Below are 12,830 nucleotides of genomic sequence, written 5' to 3'. Positions count from 1 at the left end.
AAATACAGGAATGCTTTCTTACTCAGATAAAAAATAACCCGATTGGAAGAAGGAGGGTTTTCATTGTTCAGTAAGGTTTTGACAAAAGTCGGCCAGCCGCAGCTAAGAATCGATGCGTTGGAAAAAGTGGAAGGGACCCTTAAATATGCCGGAGATCTAAGCTACCCGGATACGCTGCATGCGAAACTGGCAACAAGTACATATGCACACGCAAAACTCAAATACATTCATACAGGTGACGCTTGGAAGGTGCCGGGGGTCCGCGCTGTCATTACCGGAAAGATGTTCCCATTTCACATCGGGCCCATATTGGCGGACCGCCCCCCTTTGGCGATCGACAAAGTCCGCTACTACGGTGAGCCGGTTGCATTGGTCGTTGCCGACAATGAGTATCAGGCTAAACAGGCGGCATTATCAATTAAGGTAGATTATGAACCGCTCCCGGTTGTCAATTCGGCAAAAGAGGCATTCCAAAAGGATTCCCCTTTGGTCCATGAGAATTCCGGACAATATCAAAAAATCATCAGCAATGTGTATCCTGTCGCCGGAACTAATATCGGGAGCCATATCAAAATACGCAAAGGCGATTTCAGCAAGGCATGGGAACAGTCCGAAGTGAAAGTGACAGCGGAGTATGAATTTAACCTTTCTGATCATGCAGCTTTGGAAACGAGAACCTGCAGCGTTGAAATAAACCCTTCGGGCAGGGTTATTGTTCATTCTAGCACGCAATCTCCCTACACTATCAAAAAGGTACTAAATCAATTTTTTAATATCGAGGTCGGGAATATCGTAGTCCATGTCCCTCTGCTGGGCGGGGCATTTGGAGGAAAAGGCACCGTTCAACTGGAGCCTCTCGCCTATTTGGCCTCCAAAATGACCGGCGGGAAGCTTGTGAGGCTGCAATATGACCGTGAAGAAGACTTGATCACCGCACCTGGCCATATCGGGCTTCATGCCACAGTCAGATTGGGTGCTACAAAGGAAGGAAAGCTGACTGCAGGCCAATACACTTATCTAATCGATTCGGGCGCCTATACGGACCAGGCGGCAGGCATTACAAGAGCAGCAGCGCTTGATTGCACCGGCCCCTATGATGTTCCCAACGTGTGGTGCGATTCATACTGCATGTATACAAACCACCTCTACGCCACATCATTTCGCGGCTATGCCCACCCTGAGCTGACATTTGCCGTTGAAAGAACAATGGATCAGCTTGCAGAAAAGCTCGATATCGATCCGGTACAACTTCGTCTCATAAATTCAATTAAACCTGGGGCAACTTCCCCAACCCAAACGGCGCTAAATGCCAATAATATCGGAGACGCAAAAAAATGTCTTGAAAGGGCAAAGGAATTAATCAACTGGGACGAGGGCCAAAGAACGGAAAAAGAAGGGAAAATCAAAGCTAAAGGCATCAGCCTGTTTTGGAAAACATCGACAACTGCCACTAATGCCCAAGCCGGAGCCTTTTTAACTTTCGAAGCAGACGGCAGAGTCAACCTGAACTGTGCTGCCATAGAGCTTGGACAGGGAACGAAAACCATTTTGGCGCAGATTGCGGCGGAAGAACTGGGATTGGAAACAGATAAAATCCATGTAACGATGGAAGTGAACACCCAGTATGATCCGCACCAATGGAGAACCGTTGCGAGCAGTACGACATTTCTTGCGGGAAGGGCTGTACTGGCCGCCGCAAAAGATGCCAAAACCAAACTGAAAAGAACGGCATCCATCGTTCTCAAATGTTCGGAAGAAGATCTTGATGTCGGCGGAGGGCGCGTTTATTTGAAGCCGAGTCCGGAATACGGAGTTGAGCTTAAAGACCTGGCGCTTGGCTATAAGTTCCCTAATGGCCATGCGATCGAAGGGCAAATCGTAGGTTATGGAAGATATATTCAGAGGCATTTGACCCCTATGGACAAAAATACCGGATTCGGCAAGCCTGGTCCGTGGTGGTCAATCGGCGCACAGGCTGTTGAAATAGAATTGCATCCGGAAGATTACTCTTATAAAATTTTAAAGGCTGTCACTGTATTGGACGGAGGTACTATCATTAACCCGGCGACAGCCGCCCAGCAAATGAGGGGCGGCATGTATTTGGGACTCAGTTTTGCCAGCAGTGAGTCGTTTATTTTTGACGGAAATGGAATTGTACAAAATCCTCAATTGAGAACGTATCAAATGCTCCGATTCGGTGAAGAGCCTGATGAGTACCTTGTTGATTTCATAGAGACACCATCGGCTGATGGCCCTTTCGGGGCGCGGGGAATCGGGGAATATGGAGTCATAGGGATGCCTGCTGCGCTAGCGAACGCTCTTTCGGCAGCAGTCCAGACAAACCTGAACCGATTGCCTCTCATTTCCGAGCTCATTTGGAAACAAAAGGAGGCTTTGGAATGATTCCTTTTGATTTTGAATACTACCGCCCTGATAATGTGAATGATGCAGTGGGATTGATGCAATCATTGGGGGCAAAAAAGGCCTCCATATTTTGCGGAGGAACCGAGTTCATCACTTTTGCCAGGAACAACAACATTCAGGCGGAAGCAATCATTGATATTAAAGGGATACCTGAGTGCCATGAATTTATAGATGATGGGGAGCAAATTGTCCTGGGTGCTGCCCTTACGTTAAATGAAGTCATCGAGGCGGGCTGTTTTCCCCTTCTTGCCGAAACAATCAGACGGATCGCCGACCATACATCCAGAAACAAAATTACCATCGGCGGGCATTTGAACAGCCGTTTGATCTATCGGGAAGGCATGCTTCCGCTGTTGTTGTCGGAGGCAAAACTAAAAATCGCAGGCAGTGACCGAGAAAGACTGATTTCGTTGGGTTCATCCAATCGACTCCAGCTGGAACCCGGCGAAATGGTGACCCAAATCATAATTGACAAGAAATACGCATCTCTTCCCTTCTTCCACTACAAGAAAACGAGATGTTCAAAAGTGGGATATCCGCTCGTAACAATAGCGGCGGTTAAAGAGCAGGACAAAATTACAGCTGCTTTTTCGGGGATCTGTTCCAGTCCGTTCCGGTCAAAAGAATTGGAATCAGCATTAAACGATGACTCACTATCACCTTCTGCCCGGGTTGAGAAATCACTTGAACATCTTCCTGCACCTGTTATTGAGGATTTTCAGGGTTCTGCCAAATATCGAAAGTTCATTTTAAAAAATGGTCTTTTCCTGATGATCAAGGATTTGGAGGCAGCGGCGAAATGATGCTTTCTCACGGAAAAGGAAAGTCGGTCGTACAGTTTCATGTTAACGGAGAAACACGGGAAGCGATCATCCGGTCCGGAGATACCCTCCTTCAGACTCTAAGGGGGCAGCTGGGGTTAAGCGGAGCGAAGCCCGCCTGCGGAAATGGTGATTGCGGTGCCTGCACTATTTTGATGGATGGAAAGCCAGTGCATTCCTGCCTTGTTTTATCAATTGAGGCTTTGAATAAATCCCTTTTGACGATTGAGGAGCTGAAAGATTCGCCTATCCAAAAGGCATTTGTTGAAAAATGGGCCATCCAATGCGGATATTGCACACCTGGGTTCGTTTTAAATTGCCACGCTTTATTGCAGGCTCACCCTGATGCATCGGATGAGACGATTGAAGAATGGCTTGAATCAAACCTATGCAGGTGTACAGGATACGCCGAAATAAAGGAAGCGGTCAAGTCAGTCCTGGATGCGGAAAAAAAGAACCCTCGGCTTACGTGAAAGCCGGGGACATCTTCCTCTTAACCTTTCTTAAAGCTCTTGTCGCCGCTATTTAATGATTGAATCAGCTGCAAAGTTTGGGAAGCCTGTTCGATCTGCTGCTGGACCTGTTCCAGCTGTTGCTGCTGGGCGCTTGTCGAGTGTGTGACGGAGATCCCCTGCATTTGGCTCAATTGCTGCGTTGCCTGCTGAAGCTGCTGCTGCGCCTGCTGCAATGATTGAATATCAGTCACTGAAGCATTTTGCCGGATCGTCATTTCTGCCTGCTGCATGGCTTGGATCGCCTGCTTTTTTTGTGACTGGAATTGCTGTTCCAGCTGCTGATCGTTTTTTTGGGCTTCCTGCTGATTTATTTTCTGTGCAAATGCTTGCAGTTCCGCCTGCTGTTTTTTTTGGTTACTGTTCACATCGGATTCCTCCCAGATAAAATTGCTTAGTCATTATTTTTCATACATCAGAAAGGTTTTATCCATATTTTCAACTGGGAAAAATTTTTTAAACAGATAAAAATCAAAACGAGAGTTCCGACAACAAAACAATAAATGCTAAAATAAACAAGGATATGTACTTCAAGATTTCAAATATATCAAACTGCATATCTAGCCTTCCTGTCCTGCAATTACACCCCAATTGTCGAGGTTACCGCTTCTCCCCCTCCTTATCAAGGTTGCCTGCCATTCTCTTAAAAGAAAAAAGATTGTGCTTGTATTTCAATTTTACTCATGATAAAATCACAATCGACACTATATTTGGTGACAAATATTTTACACAACACAATATATTGATAATTCACAAGACGAGGTGCCCATTGAGGGCTTAAAAGGGAATCCGGTGAAAATCCGGAACTGTCCCCGCAACTGTAAGTGCGAACGACCGGGAAAGAACCACTGTCCATAAACGGGAAGGTTCCCCAGTAGGATGATGCACAAGTCAGGAGACCTGCCTTTTCTTGTCCGAGTTTCAATTCTTCGGGGGTTGGGAAGATGAAACGATAGCGAAACTGTTTCCTTTTTTCCCTATCGTTTGTTCCGCTCTGTTCCCCGGAGTGGATTTTTTTATTGGAGAAAACAGGAGGTTTCTATTAAAAATGACAACAATCATCGTTAAAGAAGATGGAAACAGAAAAAAACCATTTGACAGGGATCGGCTGGACAAATTTCTTAAGAGAGTCACTTTGATAGATTCAATGGACTACCGCGATAAAATTTTTAGAAGTATTGAAGCAAAAACAGAGCTAAAAGCAGAGCATATTACAGACCTGCTCATTCAATCCGCGCTGGAAAACGTTGATGAATTGAATACACAATGGTCTTTTGATGCAGCAAAAATATATTTGCACGATTTATACAGAAGGGCTGCCGAAAGCCGTTCCTATGATAAAAATAAGAAATACGGCGATTTTTACAGCCTTATAACAGCGTTGACGGAAAAAGGGATTTATTCCCCCTCCCTTTTGGAAAAATACAGTAAACAGGAAATCGATCAATTGTCAAAGCTGATTGATCCGGAGCGTGATTACCTTTTTGATTATACAGGCCTGCATACGCTGGCTACAAGATATTTGGCTGTTGACCATGAAAAGAACACATTCGAGCTGCCACAGGAAAGATGGCTCATCATTGCGATGCATCTCATGCAGGATGAAGCGGCAGATAAACGCTTGGAACATGTGGCGGAAAGCTACTGGGCGCTTTCAAATCTCTATATGACGGTTGCAACGCCGACACTTGCCAATGCCGGGCTCGCCCACGGGCAATTGTCGAGCTGCTTCATTGATACCGTGGATGACTCCCTGATCGGCATATACAACAGCAACACGGATGTTGCCAGACTATCCAAAGACGGAGGCGGAATCGGCGTCTACATGGGCAAGGTGAGAGCACGCGGCAGCTCCATCAAAGGGTTTAAAGGCGCTTCATCAGGCGTTGTCCCGTGGATTAAACAGTTGAACAACACGGCAGTCAGCGTAGACCAGCTTGGAAGGCGCAAAGGCGCCATTGCCGTCTATCTTGACGTATGGCATGCCGATATCCTTTCTTTTCTCGACTTGAAGCTCAACAACGGAGACGAAAGGCAGCGGGCGCACGATATTTTTACAGGGGTCTGCCTGCCCGACCTGTTCATGGAGCAGGTTGAAAGACGCGGAGACTGGCATTTATTCGACCCTTATGAAGTGAAACAAGTGATGGGCTATTCTTTGGAAGACTTTTATGATGAAGAAAAAGGCGCAGGTTCATTCAGGGAAAAATACGAAGAATGTGTCCAGTGTGAACAATTGACCAAAACAACGATTCCTGCCATCCAGATCATGATCCGAATCATGAAGTCCCAGTTGGAAACAGGCACTCCTTTCATGTTTTACAGGGATCAAGTGAACCGCATGAATCCAAACAAACATGCCGGAATGGTGTATTCCAGCAATTTATGTACAGAAATCATGCAAAATATGTCCCCTACCATTCATTGTGAGGAAACGGTTGATGGGGATACGATCATTTCATATAAAAAAGCCGGTGATTTTGTCGTATGCAACCTCTCTTCCATCAATCTGGGAAAATCGGTTGATCCGAATGGGGACAACTTTGAGATTTTGGAGAGGCTGATTCCTATCCAGGTAAGAATGCTGGATAATGTCATCGACCTGAATACGATTGATGTCAAGCAGGCTGCCATTACTAATCAAAAATACCGTGCCATCGGCCTCGGAACCTTCGGCTGGCATCACCTGCTGGCCTTAAAGGGCATCGCCTGGGAATCCAAAGAGGCTGTTCAATTGGCGGACAGCCTATATGAGAAAATTGCCCAATTGACCATCAAAGCAAGCGTGCAGCTGGCAAAAGAAAAAGGCGCTTACCCGCTGTTTGAAGGAAGCGACTGGCAGACAGGCCATTACTTTGAAGTGCGCGGCTACCTTGCGGATGACAACGAAAATGAGTGGAAAGAAATCATGGATGATGTAAAAGAACACGGCATAAGAAACGGGTACTTGATGGCAGTTGCTCCAAATTCAAGCACATCTGTCATAGCGGGCTCGACTGCCAGCATCGACCCCGTCTTCAAACCGTTTTACCATGAAGAAAAGAAAAATTATAAGCTTCCGGTTGTTGCGCCGGACCTTGACCATCATACATACAATGTGTACAGGAAATCGGCATACATTGTGGATCAGCGCTGGTCCATCCAGCAAAATGCTGCGAGACAGCGACATATCGACCAGGCCGTCTCATTTAACTTTTACGTCCCGAATCATATTAAGGCGCAGGTCATGCTCGATTTGCATTTGCAGGCTTGGGATTCAGGGTTGAAAACAACGTATTACGTGAGATCGACCGCATCGGATATAGAGGATTGTGTATGGTGCGAATCCTGATCTGCTATGCCAGCTTCAGCGGAAACACGAAAGAGACGGCCGAAATCATCGATGACATTTTTTCAACAAAAGGGCATTCCACCCTTTTGCACCGGATCGGATCGGGACCTGCACCCGATCCTTCCCGCTTTGACGCCATGCTGGTCGGAACCTTTACTTGGGGGAAAGGGAAAACTCCGGAAATTGTAAAGGATTTTGTCTACGAAATCGGGTATAAGCCGCCCAGCGTTTATGTATTTGGAACAGGAGATACGCAATTCGGGGGCGATGCATTGTTTTGCCATGCTGCTGAAAAACTCGCGGCATTTTATCATTCATCATTTGAGCCTTTAAAAATTGAACAAAGTCCCAGAGGCTCTCAGGAAAAGACAGTAAAAAAATGGACGGAAGGAGTATTGAATCAATGCCTAAAACACTTGACAAAGTAGCCGTTTTGGAACCACTGAATCCTAATAAATCGACAGCACTGTTCGGGGGAAAGGCCAGCGGCATCTTGAATTGGAACGACCTTGCCTACCCTCATTTCTACAATCACAGGGAGCAGATCCGTGCATTATTCTGGCGTGCAAGCGAGGTGGATATGACCCAGGATATCAAGCAGTTTCCAACACTTCCAGAAAAAGAACAGGATGCATTTTTAAAAATTATCGGATTGCTTGCGACACTTGACGGCCCGCAGACTGATATTGCAGCCAGAATCGGCCATTACTCAACCGACCCTTCTGTAAAATCAATCATGGCGACAATCGCCGACCAGGAGAGCGAGCACAACCACAGTTACGCATATGTCCTTTCTTCCGTCACTTCTTTTGACAGACAAAATGAATCATTTGAAACCGGAAGAAAAGATGAAGTGTTACTGAAAAGAAATGAAAGGATCATGCAAGTGTATAATGAGTTTGCATTGAACCCTTCCATTGAAAATGTTTTAAAGGCAATGGTCTACACAGCATTGCTTGAAGGATTATTCTTTTATTCAGGATTTGCTTTCTTCTATAACATGGCAAGAAATCAAAAAATGGTCGGAACATCCACGATGATTTCTTATATTAACCGCGACGAGCTTCAGCATGGCCGTTTTATCAGCGATCTGTTCCGTGCCACTCTGGCCGAAAATCCGGAATGTAATACGGCGGAATTTACGGATTGGGTATACGGCCAGTTCCGCCATTCGGTCGATCAGGAAATGAATTGGAGCCGCTATGTACTGGATGGAATTGATGGAATCGACCTCATTGAGATGGAAGGCTATATCAAGTACAGAGCAAATAAAATGCTTAGAATGCTGGGGTTGAGCGAAATGTATGAAGATTATGTTGATAATCCGATGAAATGGATCCGTGCCTATGTAGACAATTTTGATGATACGAAAACGGACTTTTTCGAACAAAAATCCCGCCAATACACCAAAACAAGCGATCTGAACGGATTTGATGAATTATAATNAAACACGCGCAGCGGAGCGGAGCGATGTTGACTTATCGTAGGAAGAAGCGTGAAGTCTGCTAGTCGATAGGCGCTGGAGCCGGACGCAGCACTAAGTGACAAATAAGTTACTCACAACCTGAGCATTTTATAATTTCCTAACAGTAAAAAAAGAACTGCCACTCAATAGGGCAGTTCTTTTCATGAATAAAATTATAGTTTAACAACGTTTTCCGCTTGTGGTCCACGTTGGCCTTCAACGATTTCAAATTCCACTTGTTGACCTTCATCAAGAGTTTTGAATCCTTCACCTTGAATAGCGCTGAAATGTACGAATACGTCATTTCCGCCTTCTACTTCGATGAATCCAAAACCTTTCTCACTGTTAAACCATTTAACTGTACCAGTTGTCATGCACAAAAACCTCCAAAAATTATTTAATATGTTCCTAATATTTACCGGGTAAATAAAAATTCACATATTATAATAAATACCCACTTGCTGGAGTAGATATTCATTATAACATGTGAATAATGGTAACTCCAATTACTGGTAAATAAAATTCATATCCTTACTTCACATTCATTATACATGAACGAAAAGAAAAAAACAAGAAGCGGGCAAAGTTATTTTTTTATGTTAATATTTTTTTACCCGTTTCCTGTATTTTTTATTCATTATTTTTTCTCTCCAGCTGCAGAAGTTTTCGCTGCAGGCTTTTTTGCTTTAGCCGGCCGTTTTGTTTTGGGCTTGGTCCTGTCGATTGAAGCCTGAAGCGCAGCCATCAGATCAGTCATTTGGGCTGCAGGCTCTTTTTCCTTCACAGTGACCAGATCTTTTCCTGTCCGTTTCGCTTCAATCAATTCAAGAACCTTCGTTCGGTATTCGTCTTTATACTTTTCCGGATCAAATGTGGTGGTCAATTGATCAATAAGCATAATCGCCGTATCGATCTCCTTCTTTGTCACATTATCCTCGGATGGGACATTGGGGACGTCAGCGGCTTTTCGAACTTCATCCGGAAAGTGGATCGTTTCCATTAAAAGGGTATCTTGATAAACCCGAATGACCGCGAGTTGTTCCTTGGAACGGATCATGATTTTTGCGAGCCCTACTTTTTCCGACTCGGTCAAAGCTTTCCTGAGCAGTCCATAAGCTTTATTTCCGCCATCAGGGGACATATAATAGCTTCGGTTGAAATATATGGGATCGATTTCATCCAATTTAATAAAATCGATGATTTCCACCGCTTTTTCTTCCACCGCCTCTTTCAATCCACTTAATTCGTCCTCTTCAACGACGACAAATTTTCCTTTTGTGACTTCATAGCCTTTGACAATGTCCTTGGTGCCAATCTCCTTTTCACATGTGGGACAAACCTTTTCGTACTTGATAGGTGTGTGGCATTCATTGTGCAATGACCGGAATTTAACATTTTTATCTTCTGTTGCGGCATGCAGTTTGATCGGGATGTTCACAAGCCCGAAACTGATGCTTCCTTTCCACATTGTATGCATATGGTCACCCTTGTCTGCTTGGTTTTTCCATAGCTTTTGTTCATGGCCCCAAGATATACACACATAAACTTTTGGTAAAAAAAATCGGTTAGGAAAAACTACATGTAGAGAAAATGCTGAAAAGGTGTGATTTCGATGAGGCCTATGCTTCCCACTTTAACCTTTGATCCACCCCAAAAAGGAAACTGGCTCTATGAATTAAAATATGACGGGTATCGTGGATTGTTGGAATGGACAGAGCATGAAGTACACCTTTGGAGCAGGAACGGCAAGGATATGCTTCCACAATTCCCGGAAATAAAAACTTTTTTGGACGCAAATTTAGAAAAAATGAAGGAATATCTTCCCATTTTGTTGGATGGGGAACTTGTCATTTTGGAAAATCCGTTCAAGGCTAATTTTTCAAAGCTGCAGCAAAGGGGAAGGATGCGCTCAAAAGAAAAAATATCACTGGAATCAAGCGAATGGCCATGCCATTATCTCCTATTTGATTTATTATCCTGTCAAGGAAGCGACCTGGCTGCCTCGCCCTATCATCAGCGGAAAAGCAAATTATTAAAGCTGGTCCAAATTCTTGGGCTCCCTGATTCCCCTGCCCCGGGAGATGGCAGGCTGTTCCAATACATCCCCTTTTCAAAATCCCTTAAAGAGAGTTTGCATACCGCGATGGAATTTGACAGCGAAGGAATTGTCGCCAAACAGGCACAAAGCAAATGGCTTGAGGGTAAAAGATCCGCAAACTGGCTGAAAATCAAAAATTGGAAAACCGCATCCTGTTTCATCACTTCCATGGATGAAGAGAATGGGTATTTTTATGTTGGGGTTTGGAAAGAAGGCACTGTTTTTCCGCTTGGCCAATTTTTATTCAGCCTTGATTCGGAGGCGAAGGCGGCGTTGAAAACAACCATACTTGAAAACCATACCGGACGGGAGGGATCGATGTATTTCGTTGATCCCGGCATATGTGTTGACATCAACTATCTGGAATGGACGGACAATCAGCTGCGGGAGCCGCATTTCAAATGTTTGCGGTTTGACCTTCATCCGGACGACTGTACTTTTGAAAAATTTTTATATGACGAAGCAATGTTCCCTTCCGACATCGAAATCACTCATCCGGATAAAGTTTTATGGAAAAAAAATTATGCAACGAAGCTGGACTATGTCCGCTATCTTAGAAAGACAGCCCATTTCATGCTTCCTTTTTTGAAAAATCGGGCTCTTACAGTTATCAGGTCCCCGCACGGTGTATTCGGAGAATCCTTTTATCAGAAGAACAAGCCGGAAACCTCCCCCGGTTTCGTTGAATCATTCGTAGTAGATGGCATCGACTACATTGTATGCAACGATTTGAAATCACTCATATGGCTCGGAAATCAGCTTGCGATCGAGTTCCACATCCCTTTTCATACTGTGGCAAGCAAGTATGTGAGCGAGATTGTTTTTGACCTTGACCCCCCGGACCGGTCGCACTTCCAGCTGGCTGTATACGCAGCTACAATCCTTAAACAGATTTTAGATGAACTGAATCTATTGTCATTTGTAAAACTGTCCGGTAATAAGGGGCTTCAAGTCTACATTCCATTGCCTGAAGGACAGTTTACATGGGAGGACACCCGCCGGTTTACATCATTTGTCGCCGAATTTTTGGTGCAGTATGATCCGGATTCTTTCACTACGGAAAGGTTGAAAAAAAATCGGGGCGAACGGCTCTATGTCGATTTTGTCCAGCACGCCGAAGGAAAAACGATCATCGCACCTTATTCGGTCAGGAACAATGAGGACGGACTTGTGGCTGCCCCCATTCATTGGGACGAGCTGACCGATGATCTATGCCCCGCCCAGTTTACTATGAATGCCGTCCTCAAAAGACTTGCCCAGATGAAAGACCCATTTTCCGGATATTTTCACTGCAAAAACAAGCAGCCGTTCGAGAAAGTGCTTGATCTTTTGGGAAATCAAGGCTAAAACAATACCAGCAGACATAAACAGAGGCTTCTCTCTTCCTTTGACAAGCTTGAATCCACTTTCAGCAAGGGGGTATTTGGAGAAAAGTATTGCTGCCACTTAATGGGCATCAACCCTTTTTTTATAGTCATGACCGGCCGTCCATTTTTTAATAACATCCTGTCCGAATACGGCTTTTTGAGCTCGAAATGATCAGGGCCGACAATAAAGCTGCGGCTTTTGCTGCCTCTAGTATTGATCATCACAGAAAGCTTTTTTTTCGAAGTGATGAAGCTTATACCGCTTTGGTCTATATGCATGTAAGCAGTTGTCCCTATTCCATGCTCATTGATTTTAAACAGCCGTCCCCTTTTTCCCAGTTCATAATATTTCAGGCGGGCCCTCCTCTCCTTTCCTTTGACGATCAATAGGGAAAGCCGCCGGATTCCGTCTGAAGAGTAAGCCTCCATCAGACAATTGGCATTGTGTGAAGGGATGATGAGGAGGGTTTCATTATGCTCGGCCATCGGGCCGTTGCTGAGCATCATTGACACCGCACTGATCTTATATGAAAAATATAAACATCTCAATATAAAATATATCATGCATAGAAATACAGCCAGGCCTGCCAGGTTGCTCAGCAAAAAATCAGCTTTTTTCACATTTGGCAGGATGATAACCGTAAAAACGACGGTAAACAGGATGCTTTGATGAAAATACAGACGGGCCATGAAAGAGTAATGTTCTTTTATATTCATCCTCTTCCCCCTATTTCAGGAGTCTCGATACATTATACGAGACAAGCCCTATGAACATGACCTTTTTAAAATCAAAACCACCAGTGTGAACTGGT

The 12,830-nt window shown here is 44.6% G+C and carries 11 protein-coding genes and 1 riboswitch; of the genes, 7 read left to right on the top strand and 4 right to left on the bottom strand.

Features of this window, described 5'->3' with window-relative positions:
• The first annotated feature begins 63 nt into the window (after nucleotides 1–63).
• Genes D4N35_RS16965 through D4N35_RS16955 form a run of 3 tightly spaced genes read left to right on the top strand, consistent with a single transcriptional unit; the run spans nucleotide 64 to nucleotide 3,718 of the window.
• A complete protein-coding gene (locus tag D4N35_RS16965; RefSeq protein ID WP_235870422.1) occupies nucleotides 64–2,403 on the top strand; it encodes a xanthine dehydrogenase family protein molybdopterin-binding subunit in 2,340 nt (779 codons plus the stop codon).
• On the top strand, nucleotides 2,400–3,227 hold the full coding sequence (locus D4N35_RS16960; RefSeq protein ID WP_120075809.1) for an FAD binding domain-containing protein: 828 nt from the start codon (nucleotides 2,400–2,402) through the stop codon (nucleotides 3,225–3,227). Before D4N35_RS16965 ends, D4N35_RS16960 begins: the two co-directional genes overlap by 4 nt.
• Nucleotides 3,224–3,718 carry a (2Fe-2S)-binding protein gene (locus D4N35_RS16955; protein ID WP_120075808.1) on the top strand — a complete coding sequence of 165 codons (495 nt, stop codon included), beginning with the start codon at nucleotides 3,224–3,226 and terminating at the stop codon, nucleotides 3,716–3,718. Before D4N35_RS16960 ends, D4N35_RS16955 begins: the two co-directional genes overlap by 4 nt.
• A 20-nt stretch (nucleotides 3,719–3,738) precedes the next feature.
• Here the strand turns inward: D4N35_RS16955 and D4N35_RS16950 are convergent, their stop codons facing one another.
• Nucleotides 3,739–4,125, bottom strand: a complete 387-nt coding sequence (locus tag D4N35_RS16950) for a hypothetical protein (RefSeq protein ID WP_120075806.1) — start codon at nucleotides 4,123–4,125, stop codon at nucleotides 3,739–3,741.
• Between the two features lie 375 nt (nucleotides 4,126–4,500).
• Nucleotides 4,501–4,679, top strand: a riboswitch (cobalamin riboswitch).
• A 126-nt stretch (nucleotides 4,680–4,805) separates the two neighbouring features.
• On the opposite strand from D4N35_RS16950, the gene D4N35_RS16945 reads away from it, so the two are divergent.
• From D4N35_RS16945 to D4N35_RS16935, 3 genes are read left to right on the top strand one after another with little or no spacing between them, the layout of a single operon-like run.
• Entirely contained in the window at nucleotides 4,806–7,088 is a 2,283-nt protein-coding gene (locus D4N35_RS16945) for a ribonucleoside-diphosphate reductase subunit alpha (protein WP_120075811.1), read from the top strand.
• Nucleotides 7,073–7,516 carry a flavodoxin gene (locus D4N35_RS16940; protein ID WP_120075804.1) on the top strand — a complete coding sequence of 148 codons (444 nt, stop codon included), beginning with the start codon at nucleotides 7,073–7,075 and terminating at the stop codon, nucleotides 7,514–7,516. The genes D4N35_RS16945 and D4N35_RS16940 overlap by 16 nt, the downstream gene beginning before the upstream one ends.
• The gene (locus D4N35_RS16935) at nucleotides 7,492–8,532 is read left to right on the top strand and encodes a ribonucleotide-diphosphate reductase subunit beta (RefSeq protein WP_120075802.1); all 1,041 of its coding nucleotides are present in this window, start codon (nucleotides 7,492–7,494) and stop codon (nucleotides 8,530–8,532) included. Before D4N35_RS16940 ends, D4N35_RS16935 begins: the two co-directional genes overlap by 25 nt.
• Before the next feature lie 194 nt (nucleotides 8,533–8,726).
• On the opposite strand, the gene D4N35_RS16930 is transcribed toward D4N35_RS16935, so the two are convergent.
• Nucleotides 8,727–8,927 carry a cold-shock protein gene (locus D4N35_RS16930; protein ID WP_018707263.1) on the bottom strand — a complete coding sequence of 67 codons (201 nt, stop codon included), beginning with the start codon at nucleotides 8,925–8,927 and terminating at the stop codon, nucleotides 8,727–8,729.
• Between the two features lie 263 nt (nucleotides 8,928–9,190).
• Nucleotides 9,191–10,030, bottom strand: coding sequence for a non-homologous end joining protein Ku (ku, locus tag D4N35_RS16925; RefSeq protein WP_120075801.1), 840 nt, complete (start codon nucleotides 10,028–10,030; stop codon nucleotides 9,191–9,193).
• 135 nt (nucleotides 10,031–10,165) lie between these two features.
• On the opposite strand from ku, the gene D4N35_RS16920 reads away from it, so the two are divergent.
• Nucleotides 10,166–11,998: a DNA ligase D gene (locus D4N35_RS16920; RefSeq protein ID WP_120075799.1), complete on the top strand. Its 1,833-nt coding sequence runs from the start codon at nucleotides 10,166–10,168 to the stop codon at nucleotides 11,996–11,998.
• Here D4N35_RS16920 and D4N35_RS16915 read toward each other — a convergent pair.
• On the bottom strand, nucleotides 11,995–12,735 hold the full coding sequence (locus tag D4N35_RS16915) for a hypothetical protein (RefSeq protein ID WP_120075797.1): 741 nt from the start codon (nucleotides 12,733–12,735) through the stop codon (nucleotides 11,995–11,997). The genes D4N35_RS16920 and D4N35_RS16915 overlap by 4 nt on opposite strands.
• Nucleotides 12,736–12,830 lie beyond the last annotated feature (95 nt).

The sequence above is a fragment of the Siminovitchia fortis genome, assembly GCF_003605365.2.
GTDB classification, from domain to species: domain Bacteria; phylum Bacillota; class Bacilli; order Bacillales; family Bacillaceae_C; genus Siminovitchia; species Siminovitchia fortis.
The sequence above is the reverse complement of the archived record's forward strand: the minus strand, read 5'-3'. Positions and strand labels throughout refer to the sequence as shown.

Bases quoted from the DNA above. Each gene is read 5' to 3' on its own strand.
- D4N35_RS16935 (WP_120075802.1), top strand. From the start codon at position 7,492: ATGCCTAAAACACTTGACAAAGTAGCCGTTTTGGAACCACTGAATCCT.
- D4N35_RS16920 (WP_120075799.1), top strand. From the start codon at position 10,166: ATGAGGCCTATGCTTCCCACTTTAACCTTTGATCCACCCCAAAAAGGA.
- D4N35_RS16945 (WP_120075811.1), top strand. From the start codon at position 4,806: ATGACAACAATCATCGTTAAAGAAGATGGAAACAGAAAAAAACCATTT.
- D4N35_RS16955 (WP_120075808.1), top strand. From the start codon at position 3,224: ATGATGCTTTCTCACGGAAAAGGAAAGTCGGTCGTACAGTTTCATGTT.
- D4N35_RS16930 (WP_018707263.1), bottom strand. From the start codon at position 8,927: ATGACAACTGGTACAGTTAAATGGTTTAACAGTGAGAAAGGTTTTGGA.
- ku (WP_120075801.1), bottom strand. From the start codon at position 10,030: ATGCATACAATGTGGAAAGGAAGCATCAGTTTCGGGCTTGTGAACATC.
- D4N35_RS16940 (WP_120075804.1), top strand. From the start codon at position 7,073: ATGGTGCGAATCCTGATCTGCTATGCCAGCTTCAGCGGAAACACGAAA.
- D4N35_RS16915 (WP_120075797.1), bottom strand. From the start codon at position 12,735: ATGAATATAAAAGAACATTACTCTTTCATGGCCCGTCTGTATTTTCAT.
- D4N35_RS16960 (WP_120075809.1), top strand. From the start codon at position 2,400: ATGATTCCTTTTGATTTTGAATACTACCGCCCTGATAATGTGAATGAT.